Below are 15,604 nucleotides of genomic sequence, written 5' to 3'. Positions count from 1 at the left end.
ACATAGGTGTAGCTTTTTTTCCATGTTTTTGTTTTTTTAGTTGCCATATTAGAAAGCTTTTAATTTTTGATTTCTTTGTTCGGTATTTGTACTGGTTGTTTTAATGAGATTATATTTGAGAATAATCGATATGCTCCGGGAACTCCTTCGGGTAATTCTCTAAAAAAACTTAAACCTGTGTAAATGTAATATCCTTTTCCGTAGGGAGCGACTAATAAAGCACCCTTTTTAGCGGATTCTCCTTTATCATGTGAGGATAGGATAGGAGTAAAGGCTTTGTCGTATTCATTGGGATAATACAACCCTTGTTCTTGTTTCCAGCCTTCAAAATCTTTAGCTGTAATTTTATTTGGCATATTCAAAACGGTATGATTTGGTGCTAGAAAGGTAACTTCAGCATTCTCTTCGGTTACTCTATCTGTCGAAATTTTTAAAGGATATGGAGCAATACGATCAGTTACGACATCGCGCGCTGTATTGTATTGTACAATCATTGTTTTTCCATTTTTAACAAAATCAAAAAGTACAACTTGTTTATTAGCAAGTGCCTGAATAGTATTGTAAGCACGGATTCCTGTAATTACCACATCAAAATTGTCGAGCCGTGTAGGAGTAATTTCTTCGGGTTTTAAGATGGTAACTTTATACCCCATTTGCGCTAGGCTATTTGGGACTTCATCACCTGCACCCATAATGTACGCAATTGAATCTCCTGTTGTTTTTAAGTCAAATCGTATGCATTTGGCTTCTGAGGGAGCTAAAACTTGTTGCTTAGCAATATGACTATAATCAATAATAGTTTGATCTTTATCGTAACGTTTATTACCTACAATTGCAATGCTTTTTAATGTAGCATTTTCAGAATTAACAGGAGGTGTTACTTCAAAATAAACAGTTTGTTCCATTCCTTTTTTTGCTAAGCTAAAAGGAATTTGTTTTGGAGATATAATCCAGCTTTTAGGTAATTCTAATTGTAAGTTACCGTTTACGGCATCTTTTCCTGCTTTAATTTTTACAGCAACGGTTTTGGTTTGTATGTCTTTAAATAGTAATACTTTTTCAAGGATTGTAGTAGTGACTTCTGGAACAATATCCAGGAAATCATACATTTCACCTTTTACATCATCATTGTATTTATAAACAACAGTTCGCTCAAACGGAATCTCGACATTGTCTATTTTGATATTAAAAACAACTTTTACCTCTCGAATAATGTCTGGAATTCCAATAATTTCCTGATTTGAAACGGTGTACATTCCCACAGTAGCTTTTTCGGCTAACCAATAAGGTTGAGTATAGGGTATTGTAATTGGTAATTGAATTTTTAAATCCAATTTTTGATCTTTATTATTAGTTAAATCAATGTTTTGTAGCGTGCTTTTTTGCTCTGGTAGAGTCATTACACTTACTAATTGCATAGAAACAGAACTACGATTAATAGCTTCTAATTTAAGGTTTACATTGCCGCCTTGTATCGTTTCTTGTTGTTGTGCAACTGCTTCAAGATATAAACCAGAACTGGCTGCTATGATTTTTTTAATTTCTTCTGATTTTATAAGTTTCCAATGATTTTCGTCCAAGGATTGAATCATCGAATATGCTTTTACCAAGTCAGGAATACTTGCTGATGGATTATTAAAATTATATTGTGATAAGATAGTATTAATTAATTCTCCAATAGGTTTTCCGCCCTTAATACGGTTCCAAGTGGTATCAATTCCATCAAAAATAGTAGTTCGATCTTTTGGAGCATCACCATTAATGAGTTCTAAATATTCGGTATCCTGACCACGGCTTCCAGTTGCTCCAAATCCTTGGGATTGATGACAACTGCGGCTCAATGCAGCAATTTCCTGATTAGATTTTCCTATTCCGGCATAATAAACACCTGTTTCTAATGTTGTGAATTTTGATTTATTTGCTGCTTCAAATTTTTCCTGACTGCCATAAAACCACCACGAAGTATTAAAAAATTGGCGTTTAGGTTGCCAAGGGGCTACGTATTTTAATTGTTCAGGATATATGTTAGGATTATTGGTTAGATTAAAGCTTTCAACACTTAGCATAGCAGATGCTGTATGATGTCCGTGAGTTGTACCAGCAGTACGATGATCAAAACGATTGATGATTACATCGGGTTGAAATTTACGAATAGTCCATATAATATCAGCAAGAACTTTTTGTTTATCCCAAATTGTTACTGTTTCATCTGGAGTTTTGGAGTAGCCAAAATCATTGGCACGTGAAAAGAACTGTTCGCCGCCATCAATTTTTCTAGCTTCAATAAGTTCTTGAGTCCTAATTACACCTAATAATTCTCTTAATTGTGGTCCTATTAAATTTTGACCACCGTCGCCTCGAGTTAAAGATAAGTATCCTGTTCTTGCATTAACTTCATTAGATAAATAAGAAATTAATCTAGTGTTTTCATCATCAGGATGTGCGGCGATATAAAGTACCGAACCTAAAAAATTTACTTTTTTTATCTGATTGTAAATTTCAACTGAATTGGGCTTTTGCGGTTTTTGGGCAAAAGTTACTTGGAAACTAATAAGAAGTAAAAGAATAATTTTTAAACGAAGTTCGTGCATCTGAGAATTATTTAGTTTAAGGATTATTTTCAAAAATAGTAATAATTGAAACCAGTAGTTGTTAATGAGTTGTAAAGATGTTACTTTTTTTATTAAAAAAGAGAGTGCCTTTTTACTAGGCACTCTCTTTAAATTATGAAAAGTTGTTTAATGTCTTCCATGTCCATTACCACGGCCTCTATCATGATTATCATTACGGTCATGTCTGTCATCACGATCACTTTTTTTGTGATGATCTTTTTTGTAGTTTCCATATGTTTTTTGAGGTTTACCACGATATCCTTTGCCATATTTAACTTTATGTCTGTCAAAATATGCATATGGCGCTCTACCATGATAATCATTTAAAACTACTTTATATCCTCCGTACAAATCATAATTTTGATATTGTCTAGGCAAACGGTTTGATCTGACCCATTTTCCTCCACCAAAATAAATAAATTGTGTAGCACGAACATCATAATAAGCTTCAATGTCTGGCAAATAATAATATTCCATTTCAGTATATCCTACAGGTCCCCATTGCGGTGGAGAACCAATATTTACATTTATTGAAACTTGAGAATGAATGGTACTTGAAATAAAAAGAAATATTCCGAAAGTAATAAATTTTAGTGTTTTCATTTTTCTGGGGGTTTTTGGGATTCTTATTTTAAATGTCGAAATAATTGATTATTTCGACATCTGCTTTATAAAAACCAAAAGTTATGCCACAATATGTTTTTTTAACAGCAATAAAGGGTTAATTTTAATATTGGTAAGGTAACAGTGTTGATATATAGAGTATTATGTTGTATTTGCTTTTTGTGAAAAATATCAGATGTTATTTTATTCTTTATTTATAATCGACTAATCTAGGTTTAGCTAGTTCGAAATTTTGTAATCCAAAATCGGTAGTTTCAAATGTATTTGTTTTAAATACACGATCTCCTTCAAATGGTATTGATGGATAATAAGAAATAGATAGCTGAAAGGAGCTAAAAACCAAGTAATCATTACTTATTAATAATCCCAGAGTTACCTTAGAAAAGACTTTGTTTCTCATCATTGCATCACCAGGACCTCCTAATATTGCAGCGGTATAATTAAAGAATGGATTCACACGAAAACCCCATAGCGCATGTGGAGCATAAGTTTGTGTTTGTAATGATAATACCATTTTGCTAGTACCATATAATGCACTGTTAAAACCTTGCAGACCATTGTCTCCATTTATATTAAGTTTATCTCCAATAGAATTTTCCCTATTAGAACCAGTAATTAGTGCAGGCTTTACAAATTGCCTTAATTTCCAGTTTCCTATTTTTACTAGATTAGTAAAATAATTGGCTTCGAATACAAATGCACTTTGGTATGTTTTAGATTGATGAAAGAAAGTTCCAAATTCAAAATCAGTACTGAAATATCCCCATTTATTGTAATTTCCGAATGAGGCTTGTACACCTAAATAAGAGCGCCAAAATGTATTTTTATATTGATAACCAGCTGTTATTCCGAAGATTCTGCCAGTTGCTACATCTTCAGTAGCTCCACTTCTAAATATATAATTGTCTTTAACAAATTCTCGGGTATTGATTCCAATTCCAGTGAGTAATAACTTTTCATCTGAATAAAAACTCACTGGATCATATTCTGGAGTGGGAGTTTCGATATAATCTACATTCAAGAAGCGACCAGATAAAATTAAGTTGGTTTTTCTTTCTTTTTCTTTGAAAACAGGAAATGCTTTTGCTAACCATATATCGTGTGAATTGTATTTGAAATTCTGAAGAGTATATTTTAAATCAGGACCTTGTAAGGTATCTTTTCTGAATTTCTGTCCAAAAGACACACCTCCTGCCCATTTGGCTAAAGGAGAGTAAAAAGGACGCTCTAAAGCAATGCTTTTATTGTAATTATTATCTAAATCAATATTGTATTTTGCAGTTGCATTAACAAAAGAATTTCTAATATTAGGAACTGTATAGGTGAAATTATTTGCGTTTTTTCCATCGCTAATGCGATTGGTAAATTTATATTCTAATTGCTGACCGGTTCCAAAAAAGTTTTTATCTTTTAGTCCTACACCAACCTGACTGCTTGAAATCGAAAATTTAGGTATAGAGCTCCAGGAGTCCAGAACACGAATAGTTATATCTACTGAATCAGATTCTACATTTGGCAATTGTTCTTTAATACTTACTGTATTAATATATCTTTGAGATCGAATTATACGTTCAGATTCTTGTATTTTGTAGGCATCATAGGGGGTGTTTTTTTTGAATAATAATAAATTGCGTATTGCGAATTTTTTTGTTTTCAGGTGTAGCTTATTTCCAGTTCTTTCTCCCCAATTTCTAGGTGTAATAGTAGTATCGCTTTCAGAGTATCCAAAAGGATCTAAGACTATAATATTAATTTTACGTATAATTTTTCCATTATAATTTGTTGTATCTACTTTTTTAATTACTTCGTCATTTTTTTTTGAACGGGTAGATCTAAAAACAAAGCGATGAAAGAAATTTGTGAATTTATGTTTTTTAGTATAGGACTTAATTCTTGAATACATTTCAGTACTATCTTTTTTAGATTCTTTTATCTGAGAAAAAGAGCTGGTATAGCAAAAGCATGCTATAATAAGTAATAATAATGTTTTATATTGAAATAGTTTTATTATCAAAGTGTACTGTTTATAAATTCATTTTTAGGCATACTTAAAATGGTGTTTTATTCTTTTAATTTAATTTTTTTAATTTTCCAGCTAAATTTTTTAGGCAAATCATTACCTATCAAGTACCCCCAAGGCTCAAGAGATTCAATTCTGTCAAAAATTATTTTCATAATAGCCAATAAAGGTATTGCCAAAAACATTCCAGATATGCCTGCAACTCCGCCTCCTATAATGATTCCGACGATAGAGAAAAGCGCATTTATTTCTACTTTAGTATTTATAATTAAAGGTATGAGAATATTATTATCGATAAGCTGAACAATTATATTTACAATAAGAATTCCTAAAATGATTGATATTCCAGGAGTTCCTGTTAATGATGCCAAAACTGTTAAAACACCTGCTATAAAAATTCCTATGTAAGGAATCATATTTAGAATCCCTGTGATAAGTCCTAACAAAATAAAATATTTTACACCAATGATGTAAAGCCCTATACTGGTTAATACAGAAACTACAATCATTTCTATAATAAGACCAACTATATAATTGTTTACAGATACTTTTATTTGGGTTAGAATTTCTTTTAATTTAGTATGGTGTTCTTTCTTGAACAGTTTTGCTAAAAATAGAATAAAATGTTTTTTATATAGTAAAAATAGAAAAATAAAAATAGGTATTATAGTGCAATCTAAAAGAACATCCGAGAGTGAGCCCAAGGCAGTACTTATTTTTTGGCCGCCATTTTTCACAGAATCGGAAGTGACATTTTCAAGATATTTTTTTTGTTCGCCAGTGCTAATGTTAAAATTTGCTTTAATAAAGTTTTGAAAATCATTAAAAACTGAAATTGCATTTTTCTTAATTATAGTAAAGTCGTTGGCAATATCACTAATCTGATAAGATATAAAGGTAAGTATTCCTATTATGATTAATACAAAAAGAAGTACTGTAACTATAGATGCTAAAAAATGGGGGAAGCGTAATTTTACGTGTAATAATGTAAATAATGGTAGTAATAGCACCGAAAATAAAAAAGCTAATAATATTGATGTTAGAATATCTTTACCAATAAAAAATATAAAACCAATACAAATTATACTTATTAAAACGCACATTAGTTTTACATAAAAAGGTAATTTAATTGTTTCCATAACTAATTTATTGAGATTAAAAGCTTTTATTATGACTAATAAAAACCAAGTTAAACAAATGTTATGTTTTATTTGCTTTCTTACGTTCTACATTTTTAAAATTAGCTTATAAAATTCCCATAAAATATATAACCATATAAGACTTAAGTAAATAGTAGGATTTTAAAAACTTTACCAAAATGTGCTTATATAATTTAAATGTTTGGTAATTTTAAAACTAGAAGTCATTTAAGAAAACATAAGTTTTAAATCTTTTGCTTAAGCGAACTTACAGAACTTATATACTTTGCTTTTAATCAAAAAACTCTTTCTCTTCAAAATGAGCTGGAATAATTGAGATGCCTTTTTGCAGAAGCAAACTATTTGGATAAATTATTTTTTCACCTTCTTTTGTTTTTAAACTTACATGAAACGCATTTATATCTTCAATTTCGGCTTCTATAGGAAAATCTTTATCATGAATTTTAATAGAATCTCCAATTTTAAAGGGAAAGGAGAAAAACAAAATAACTCCAGAGGTAACGTTGCTTAAAATAGACCATTGTGCAAACATTGCTACACCAATAACCGTTGCAATAGAAGATACTGTGAGAAAAATATCATCGGTTTTGACTCCCCAAACAATAAATAATCCTATTATAAATAAAATATTGGTAAATAAATGGATGTACTTAATTATTAAGATAGTTCTATGTTCTAAGTAATGCTCTTTTCTAGCATACTTTCGAACTATTTGAGTAACAATGACTCTTGTGAAAATTGTTACAGCAATAAGAATTCCGGTTGCAAATATTTCTTTAGCGTAATCGGTGAAGAAAGACATCATATAGTTTTATTTTAATGTACTTAAATATTCATAAACTTTGTGTGTAGGCAAGCCCATAACATTGGTATAAGAACCTTCTACTTTTGCAACACCCACAAAACCAATCCATTCCTGAATGCCGTATGCTCCAGCTTTATCGTATGGTTTGTAATTTTTTAGATAATATAAAATAGCTTCATCGCTCAATAAAGTAAAGGTAACTTTTGTGGTTTCATTTATAATTACCGATTTATCACTGGTTTTAAAACATACAGAAGTGATCACATCATGAGTTGTATCAGATAGTGATTTTAATATATTAAAAGCATCTTCTTCGTCTTTTGGTTTGCCTAAAGCCGTGTCTTTATGCCAAACAATAGTATCACTTGTAATCAGGATTTCGTTTGGTTTCAGCTCACCTTCAAAAGCAGCTGCTTTAAGTTCAGCTAGATAATCGGTGATTTCAGCTCCTTTTAATTCTAGAGGATATATTTCTTCGATATCTTTTAATCGGATTTCGAAATCTAAATCTAAGTCTTTAAAAAATTGTTGACGCCTTGGAGAACCTGAGGCCAGTATTAAAGTATATTTTTCTAATTTTTGCTTAAGCATTGTATTTAATATTAAGATTGACAATTAAAATTGATAAAATTCCGAAGAATAATACCCATTTTAAAATAGAGCTCAAGTTATGAAACTCTTTTTTTGTTTTAGCAGTTATAATTTTTGCAATAAAATAAAGTAGTGGAGCAAGTACAAATACAAACGCATAAAATGTTGCGATATAAAGATTATAAGCTACTAAATAATTATTGATATAAATTAATAAAAAAACAACTGGAATAATTGAAAGGGCAAAAACAATTTTGGCTGTTCGGTTAGTGCCAATTGCAATAGGCAATGTATTCATGCCTTGATTATAATCTCCATTTACATCTTCGATGTCTTTTACAATCTCCCGTATAAAATTAATCATAAAAGCAAAAATAGCATAATCAAGAAGTATAGAGAACATACTTGCCATTTGTGCTCTGTTTTCAGCATCAGTAGCAGGGAATAGATCGAAAACTCCAATTATTATAACGCTAAATGACAACAATAAAGCAACAACGATATTTCCCAGAATCATAATTTGCTTTAGGGTTGTGGCGTAAAAATAAAGACTAGCTGCAACTAGAATAAAAACGGTTGCAAAACCAGGTCTCATAATTACATTCGATAAATAAAAACCAATAGCAACGCCACTAATATTAAGAGCAACATATATATTATACGCTGCAGTTTCAGAAATGCTTTTGCCTACTACAACATCATTGGGTTTATTGATTAAGTCAGTTTCCTGATCAAAAATGTTATTAATGACATATCCTGCAGCAGCAATTAAAACAGTACTTAGAACCAATAGAGCATATTGCCAATGAGCAAGTGCTAATGGTATATTTTGCAGTTTTAAGAAACCATAACGAAATAGTATTTGCATGAAAGCAAGCATTAATAGGTTCTGGTAACGAATGAGTTTGAGGTATTTCATTTTTTAAGATGCTGAGGTTTCTTTTAAGGTTCTAAAGGTTTTTATTTTGTTTCAAGTTTCAAGTTCTACACTGAGACTGAAAACTGAAATACTAACCTCTAATCGTGTTTGCCATTAAAGTGCTCCATCCATTTTCCTTGTACTTTCATAACTTGTTCAATTACATCACGTGCAGAACCTTTTCCTCCTTTTACGTGTGAGATATAACGACAAATTGTTTTTATTTCTGGACTTGCGTCTTGAGGACAAGTAGGTAGTCCTACTAATTTCATAACATGATAATCAGGGATATCGTCACCCATGTATAGTACTTGCTCAGGATTAATGTTGTATAGCTCGGTATATTCTTTAAAAGTTTCTACTTTGTCAGGAGTTCCTAAGTGGATATCTGTAATTCCTAAATTGCGTAATCGTACGCGCACGCCTTCATTGCTTCCGCCAGAAATAATGCATACATTATACCCACTTTCAATAGCTGCCTTCATGGCATAGCCATCACGAATATTCATCGTACGAAGAATTTCTCCTTCATTGGTTACAAAAACCGAACTATCTGTAAGTACACCGTCAACATCAAAAATAAAAGTAGTGATGTCGTTCATTATTTCTTTATAATTTTTTGTCATTATTTTGTATAGATTTTGTTAGTAATGTGTATATTTTTTTTTGATTTTCATTAGATAAATAACTCAAATGTGATTCTATTGTTGTAATGTCATTGCGTTTTGCAGGGCCAGTTTGGGCTTCAATAGGCGAAAGCGTATTAATTTTATTGGCAGTTTCGGTGATTAAAGGCTTTAGGATTTCAAATGAAACCCGATGCTCATCACATATTTCCTGTCCGATTTGGTATAAATGATTGGTGAAATTATTTACAAATACAGCTGCAACGTGCAATGCTTTACGTTGTTCAGAATTGATCGAATATACGGCATCCGAAATGCTTTTAGCGACTGTTTCAAGCACCAAATAGTCTGTGCTGTTTTCTGCTTCCAAACAAAACGGAATTGCTTTAAAATCGACTTCTTTATTCTTCGTAAATGTTTGTAAAGGATAAAAAACACCGCCTCTGTTTTTTATATTAATTGTTTGTAATGAAGCAGTTCCAGAAGTGTGCACTACGAGTTTATTTTTAAAAGGCAATTGTTCAGAAACCATGGCTATTGCATCATCAGAAACAGCAATAATATATAAATCAGCTTCTTTTAAAAGAGTAAGATCAGTTACAATTTTATTAGAATCGAGTAGTGGAGCTATTTCTTTTTTGGTTCTAGAATATACTTCAATAAGTTCAATCGCACTGTTTTTTGCGAAAGCATTTATTAAATGTTGTGACACATTTCCAGATCCAATAAGTGTTATTTTAATCATATTGCAAAATTAGCATTTTTTTTTAAAGGACTCCCGTTACTAGGCAAGTTCGTTCAGAAATTGATTTTAGTAAGAAAAATAACGCTTTAGATTTTATAGAAGCCCTTTATTTTGGATTTTATTAACAAATTCACGAATATTTGAGTCAACATTTTTGAGTACTTTTGTGCCACTTTATAAAATGTAATTCCTTAATAATGGATAAAAAAATATTCTCCTTTTTGTTTTCTACACGATTAATGGCCATCCTTTTTTTAACATTCGCAATTGCAATGGGAGTTGGGACCTTTATAGAAAGTAAATACAATACCGACACAGCCAGAATTTTTATTTATAATTCATGGTGGTTTGAGGTCATAATGGTCTTCTTCGTAATTAATTTCTTTGGAAATATTAAAAGATATCAATTACACAAAAAAGAAAAATGGGCAACTTTACTATTGCACTTAGCTTTCATTTTTATCCTTTTAGGAGCTTTCATAACACGTTATATTAGTTATGAAGGGATGATGCCAATTCGCGAAGGAGCTGCCGAAAATCAAATATATTCTGATAAAACATTCCTGACTGTATTTGCAGATGGTGAGTATAAGGGCGAAATGAAACGTCGTGTTTTTGAGAAAAATTTACTGTTATCTCCAGTAGCCAATAATGATTTTAGTATCTCGGGTAAATTCAATGAAACTCCGTTTGAAGTTGAATATAAAGATTTTATCATGGGAGCCAAAGAAGTTGTTAAACCAGATGCTAACGGAATTTTATATTTAAAATTGGTTGAAGCGGGTGATGGCGGTCGTGAAGAGCATTTTCTTAAAGATGGCGAAGTGCAAAATATTCATAATGTTTTATTTGCATTAAATAAACCTACAGAGGGAGCTATTAATATCAATACAACAGGTGAAGCTTATACGATTCAAACCCCTTTTGAAGGAGATTTTATGCGTATGGCAGATAAACTTAAAGGAAAAGTAACCAAGGATAATGTACAGCCATTAATGATGCGTTCATTATATAGCATCGGAGATATGCGTATTGTATTTCCAGATCCAGCTGTAAAAGGAGTTATTGCTTATGAATCTAATAATGATTACAAGGCAAAAACGCATGAAGATGCTTTGACTGTAACAATAAAAGCTGAAGGTCAGGAAAAAGAAGTAACATTATTAGGATCAAAAGGTAAAATAGGAGATTTTAAAACAGTTAAAATTGGAAATATCGATTATACTTTCTTCTACGGAAGTAAAGCTTATATATTGCCTTTCAAGGTTAAATTGAATGATTTTATTGCTCAAAAATACCCAGGAACAGAAAAAAGTTATTCTTCTTTTGAAAGTAAAGTTACCGTTATAGATTCAACTAAAACATTTGATGCTAGAATTTACATGAACAACGTATTAGATTACAGAGGGTATAGATTCTTTCAATCTTCATTTGATCCAGACGAAAAAGGAACAGTTTTATCTGTAAACCACGATTTTTGGGGAACATCTATAACTTATTTAGGTTATTTTCTGTTGTACTTTGGACTAATGGCAATCATGTTTACCAAAAATTCTCGTTTTGCTGACTTAAAACGAAAACTAGAAAAAGTAAAAAATAAAAAAGCAAAATTTATTACTATTTTAGTTTTAATGTTGAGCTTTAACGGATTTGCACAAGAGCAACACGTCCACGATCATGATCACGACCACGACCATGCAGCACATAGTACTGATCCGAATCACACTCATTCGAAAGATCACGATCATGCAGCTGAGGTCAAAGATCCAAAGAATCATGCAAATCATGTTACAAAACCACCAAGTCAAAAACAACTTGATTCATTAATAAATATATACAAAGCACCAAAAGAACATGCAGCCAAATTTGGTCGTTTGATTATTCAGGATGCAGGTGGAAGAATGAAGCCTATTAATACTTTCTCATCAGAATTATTGAGAAAAGTAAGTCATGACGATATGTATAACGGAATGAATTCTGATCAAGTATTTTTGTCAATGACGCAATACGCTCAGGTTTGGATAGAAATTCCGATTATATACATTAAGTCAGGAAATGATAGTATCCGTAAAATTATTGGAATCGATAAAGATGCAGGCTTTGCTCCATTTATTAAATTTTTTGACGAAAAAGGAAACTATAAATTATCACCTTATTTAGATGCAGCTTATAAAGCAGCAAACCCAAATCAGTTTGAGAAAGATTTTATCGAAACTGATAAAAAGGTAAACTTAATGGAATCGGCTTTAAGCGGAAGTATCTTAAAGATTTTTCCGATACCAAATGATCCAAATAATAAATGGATTTCATACTTAGAGATTAGCAATGCAGGTTTAAAAGGAATGGACGAAACGTATGTGAAGCAAATTATACCAATGTATTTTGCGGCATTAAACAATGCTTCGATTGCCAAAGATTTTAAACAAGCCGATGAATTGCTAGAAAGTATCAACGGATTTCAAAAGAAATTTGGTAGTAAAGTTCGTCCAAGCGAAGAGAAAATAACATCAGAGCTATTGTATAATAAATATGATGTATTCAAGAAACTTCCGTATTGGTATATAACGGCTTCAGTTTTAATGTTTATTTTTACTATTGTAAATATATTCTTTGAGAAAAAAACGTTGCGTATTACGATAAATGTTTTCCATGTAATAATTGGGGCATTATTTGGTTTACATACATTAGGATTAATAGCGCGATGGTATATTGCAGAGCATGCACCATGGAGTAATGCGTATGAGTCTATTGTTTATGTGGCTTGGGCAACAATGTTCTTTGGGTTGGCTTTTGATAGAAAATCAAAATTAACCGTTGCATCATCTGCATTTGTAACAGCAATGATTTTAATGGCGGCCTACATGAACTGGATTGATCCAGAAATTGCCAATTTACAGCCCGTTCTTAACTCATACTGGTTAATGATACACGTAGCAGTAATTGTTGCTAGTTACGGACCATTTGCGCTAGGAATGATATTAGGATTTGTATCGTTGTTATTAATTTTCTTTACCAATAAGAACAACAAAGCCAAGATGGATTTAAATATTCAAGAAATTACATACATCAACGAAATGGCATTGACTATTGGTTTGATTATGCTTAGTATAGGAAACTTCCTTGGAGGTCAATGGGCCAACGAAAGTTGGGGACGTTACTGGGGATGGGATCCAAAAGAAACTTGGGCATTAATCAGTATTATGGTTTATGCATTTGTAATTCACGCTCGTTTTGTACCTGCTTTACGCGGAAAATGGTTTTTTAACCTAATGAGTATGTTTGCATTTGTTTCAATCTTATTTACTTATTATGGAGTAAACTTTCACTTGGTAGGATTACACTCTTACGCAAGCGGAGAAGCACATTCATTAGATTGGATTTGGTATTCATTAGGGACAATTACTTTAATAGGAGCTGTGACGTACCCAAAATACCGCAAGTATTATAAAAAATAACAGATTATTAATTCACATAAAAAAGGTTCAACTGTAAAAAGTTGAACCTTTTTTGGTTTTATAATTGTCTTTTTGAGCGGAGTCGAAAGATTTTAGTATTTAATTTCAGTAGTAAAGCTTAACGAACTTAGCGGTATAAACCCTCAGAACCTTAGTTTCTTAGTTCCTTAGAATCTCTATTCACAAAATAAGAAGCTATTTCCTGCTGTTCACTATATCTTTTTATTTTTAAATAAAAAATAAAAAGGATGCCGTTTCCATCAGGGCTAGGGTATTCGTTTTCATGATAAAACAATCAATATAAATCTGCTCAATCTTCCAAATGCTTTAAAAAGAAACCTCAGTACCTTAAAAAAAGAACCTTTTTCTAAACCAAAAAGCAACATTAACCAAAGCAATCAAAGCAGGAACTTCTACCAATGGACCAATTACGCCAGCAAAAGCCTGACCGCTATTGATTCCAAAAACACCAATAGCAACAGCAATTGCAAGTTCAAAATTATTTCCTGTTGCTGTAAAAGCTATTGCTGTAGCTTTAGAATAGTCGGCACCAAAATACTTGCCAGTAAAAAAACTAAATACAAACATTATTACAAAATAAAGAATAAGCGGAATAGCAATTCGAATTACATCCATAGGAATTTGTACAATTAATTCTCCTTTTAGACTAAACATGATTAAGATGGTAAACAATAATGCAATCAATGTAATAGGCGAAATTTTGGGTATATATTTAGTCTCAAACCAAATGATTCCTTTGAGCTTAATAAGAATATACCGACTACCAATGCCAAGAGCAAAAGGAATTCCCAAATAAATACCAACACTTTCGGCAATTTGACCAATGGAGATGTTTACATTAAAACCAGTAAAACCAAAATATGGAGGTAAAACAGTAATAAAAAACCAAGCATAAACGCTATAAAGCAAAACCTGAAAAATACTGTTAAGCGCGATTAAACCAGCGGCATATTCACGATTTCCCTCAGCAAGATCATTCCATACAACAACCATCGCAATACATCTGGCTAAACCTATTAAGATTAAGCCAATCATATATTCAGGATAGCCATTTAAAAATAATAATGCCAAACCAAACATTAAAAAAGGGCCTACAATCCAGTTAAGGAATAGGGAAGCGCCCAATACTCGGGTATTTTTAAAAACTTCACCCAAGAGTTCGTATTTAACTTTTGCAAGTGGAGGATACATCATTAGTATTAATCCAATTGCAAGCGGAATATTGGTGGTTCCGCTAGAGAAAGAATTGATAAAATCTCCGCTTGACGGAATAAAATAACCAATTGAAACTCCTACAGCCATAGCAAGGAAAATCCAAAGCGTTAAAAAACGGTCAAGAAAGCCTAACTTTTTTCTTTCGACAGTAGGAGCACAAGTATTTGCAGACATATTAGTTGTTTATTTGTGAGAAAACATAAAACATTTCGGTAGCAATTTGCACACTGCGTTCTTGATATTTCTCGAATTGTTGAGGTGTATTATCAAATGCTTTCGGATCATCGTAAGTAATCGGAATGCGTTTTTCTGCACCAGTAATAAAAGGGCAACCATTATCAGCTTTCGAACAGGTCATAATAGCTGCAAATTTATTCTCGGGATTAAAACTAGCATCATAAGCTTTAGAAAACCCAATAATAGGATGTTCATTAGATGCAAATTTTATCGAATAAACAGGATTTTGACCTTCAGAAATAGTTTCGATTTTAAAACCAGATTCTTTTAGCGTTATAGCAACTACAGGAAATAAAGCAGTTGCTTCAGTTCCTCCCGAATAGCAAGAAACATTTTTTATACCAAAATGTGCAGCAGCAGTCTGCGCCCAAACTTGTGCCAGATGGCTTCTTCTTGAATTGTGTGTACAAATAAAACTAAGTCTAATTTCTTGTAGACTATTTACTCTATCTTGTATATAAACAATTAAAGACAGCAAAAGATTCTTGCGTTCATCAGTAATAGTTTTAAAATCAAAAGAGCGAGTTGTATTTTCGATTTCGGGAAATAAGATGCTCATGTTAAGAGTATTTAT

The 15,604-nt window shown here is 31.7% G+C and carries 12 protein-coding genes; 1 reads left to right on the top strand and 11 read right to left on the bottom strand.

The window, feature by feature from the left end; all coding sequences use genetic code 11:
* Positions 1–59: 59 nt before the first annotated feature.
* The 9 genes from IUY40_RS07405 to IUY40_RS07365 all read right to left on the bottom strand — a co-directional run bounded on the left by IUY40_RS07405 (position 60) and on the right by IUY40_RS07365 (position 10,102).
* Positions 60–2,591, bottom strand: a complete 2,532-nt coding sequence (locus IUY40_RS07405; protein ID WP_195736367.1) for a PIG-L family deacetylase — start codon at positions 2,589–2,591, stop codon at positions 60–62.
* A gap of 147 nt (positions 2,592–2,738) precedes the next feature.
* A complete protein-coding gene (locus IUY40_RS07400; protein ID WP_195736222.1) occupies positions 2,739–3,215 on the bottom strand; it encodes a hypothetical protein in 477 nt (158 codons plus the stop codon).
* Positions 3,216–3,426: 211 nt separating this feature from the next.
* Positions 3,427–5,139 carry a POTRA domain-containing protein gene (locus tag IUY40_RS07395; protein ID WP_229335435.1) on the bottom strand — a complete coding sequence of 571 codons (1,713 nt, stop codon included), beginning with the start codon at positions 5,137–5,139 and terminating at the stop codon, positions 3,427–3,429.
* Positions 5,140–5,297: 158 nt separating this feature from the next.
* Positions 5,298–6,395, bottom strand: a complete 1,098-nt coding sequence (locus tag IUY40_RS07390; RefSeq protein ID WP_195736221.1) for an AI-2E family transporter — start codon at positions 6,393–6,395, stop codon at positions 5,298–5,300.
* A 292-nt stretch (positions 6,396–6,687) separates the two neighbouring features.
* Positions 6,688–7,218, bottom strand: a complete 531-nt coding sequence (locus tag IUY40_RS07385) for a mechanosensitive ion channel domain-containing protein (RefSeq protein WP_195736365.1) — start codon at positions 7,216–7,218, stop codon at positions 6,688–6,690.
* Between the two features lie 9 nt (positions 7,219–7,227).
* Complete coding sequence (locus IUY40_RS07380; protein ID WP_195736220.1) at positions 7,228–7,812, bottom strand: Maf-like protein; 585 nt, start codon at positions 7,810–7,812, stop codon at positions 7,228–7,230.
* A complete protein-coding gene (locus IUY40_RS07375; RefSeq protein ID WP_195736219.1) occupies positions 7,805–8,731 on the bottom strand; it encodes a geranylgeranylglycerol-phosphate geranylgeranyltransferase in 927 nt (308 codons plus the stop codon). Before IUY40_RS07375 ends, IUY40_RS07380 begins: the two co-directional genes overlap by 8 nt.
* 98 nt (positions 8,732–8,829) lie before the next feature.
* Complete coding sequence (locus IUY40_RS07370; RefSeq protein WP_195736218.1) at positions 8,830–9,357, bottom strand: HAD-IIIA family hydrolase; 528 nt, start codon at positions 9,355–9,357, stop codon at positions 8,830–8,832.
* Positions 9,341–10,102, bottom strand: a complete 762-nt coding sequence (locus IUY40_RS07365; RefSeq protein WP_195736217.1) for a Rossmann-like and DUF2520 domain-containing protein — start codon at positions 10,100–10,102, stop codon at positions 9,341–9,343. Before IUY40_RS07365 ends, IUY40_RS07370 begins: the two co-directional genes overlap by 17 nt.
* Before the next feature lie 197 nt (positions 10,103–10,299).
* On the opposite strand from IUY40_RS07365, the gene ccsA reads away from it, so the two are divergent.
* A complete protein-coding gene (gene ccsA / locus IUY40_RS07360) occupies positions 10,300–13,557 on the top strand; it encodes a cytochrome c biogenesis protein CcsA (RefSeq protein WP_195736216.1) in 3,258 nt (1,085 codons plus the stop codon).
* Between the two features lie 348 nt (positions 13,558–13,905).
* Here ccsA and arsB read toward each other — a convergent pair whose 3' ends face one another.
* Both arsB and IUY40_RS07350 read right to left on the bottom strand, forming a co-directional pair.
* The gene (arsB, locus tag IUY40_RS07355; RefSeq protein ID WP_195736215.1) at positions 13,906–14,967 is read right to left on the bottom strand and encodes an ACR3 family arsenite efflux transporter; all 1,062 of its coding nucleotides are present in this window, start codon (positions 14,965–14,967) and stop codon (positions 13,906–13,908) included.
* Position 14,968: 1 nt separating this feature from the next.
* A complete protein-coding gene (locus IUY40_RS07350; protein WP_195736214.1) occupies positions 14,969–15,589 on the bottom strand; it encodes a protein-tyrosine-phosphatase in 621 nt (206 codons plus the stop codon).
* Positions 15,590–15,604 lie beyond the last annotated feature (15 nt).

This window comes from Flavobacterium sp. ALJ2 (assembly GCF_015594725.1).
Lineage (GTDB): Bacteria > Bacteroidota > Bacteroidia > Flavobacteriales > Flavobacteriaceae > Flavobacterium.
Note: the sequence above shows the minus strand (reverse complement) of the source record. Positions and strands in the feature narration are given on the sequence as shown.

What these genes read in the sequence shown, in the direction of transcription:
- IUY40_RS07405 (WP_195736367.1), bottom strand. Translation starts at nt 2,591, where the DNA reads ATGCACGAACTTCGTTTAAAAATTATTCTTTTACTTCTTATTAGTTTC.
- IUY40_RS07370 (WP_195736218.1), bottom strand. Translation starts at nt 9,357, where the DNA reads ATGACAAAAAATTATAAAGAAATAATGAACGACATCACTACTTTTATT.
- IUY40_RS07385 (WP_195736365.1), bottom strand. Translation starts at nt 7,218, where the DNA reads ATGTCTTTCTTCACCGATTACGCTAAAGAAATATTTGCAACCGGAATT.
- IUY40_RS07365 (WP_195736217.1), bottom strand. Translation starts at nt 10,102, where the DNA reads ATGATTAAAATAACACTTATTGGATCTGGAAATGTGTCACAACATTTA.
- IUY40_RS07380 (WP_195736220.1), bottom strand. Translation starts at nt 7,812, where the DNA reads ATGCTTAAGCAAAAATTAGAAAAATATACTTTAATACTGGCCTCAGGT.
- ccsA (WP_195736216.1), top strand. Translation starts at nt 10,300, where the DNA reads ATGGATAAAAAAATATTCTCCTTTTTGTTTTCTACACGATTAATGGCC.
- IUY40_RS07375 (WP_195736219.1), bottom strand. Translation starts at nt 8,731, where the DNA reads ATGAAATACCTCAAACTCATTCGTTACCAGAACCTATTAATGCTTGCT.
- IUY40_RS07395 (WP_229335435.1), bottom strand. Translation starts at nt 5,139, where the DNA reads ATGTATTCAAGAATTAAGTCCTATACTAAAAAACATAAATTCACAAAT.
- IUY40_RS07390 (WP_195736221.1), bottom strand. Translation starts at nt 6,395, where the DNA reads ATGGAAACAATTAAATTACCTTTTTATGTAAAACTAATGTGCGTTTTA.
- IUY40_RS07400 (WP_195736222.1), bottom strand. Translation starts at nt 3,215, where the DNA reads ATGAAAACACTAAAATTTATTACTTTCGGAATATTTCTTTTTATTTCA.
- arsB (WP_195736215.1), bottom strand. Translation starts at nt 14,967, where the DNA reads ATGTCTGCAAATACTTGTGCTCCTACTGTCGAAAGAAAAAAGTTAGGC.
- IUY40_RS07350 (WP_195736214.1), bottom strand. Translation starts at nt 15,589, where the DNA reads ATGAGCATCTTATTTCCCGAAATCGAAAATACAACTCGCTCTTTTGAT.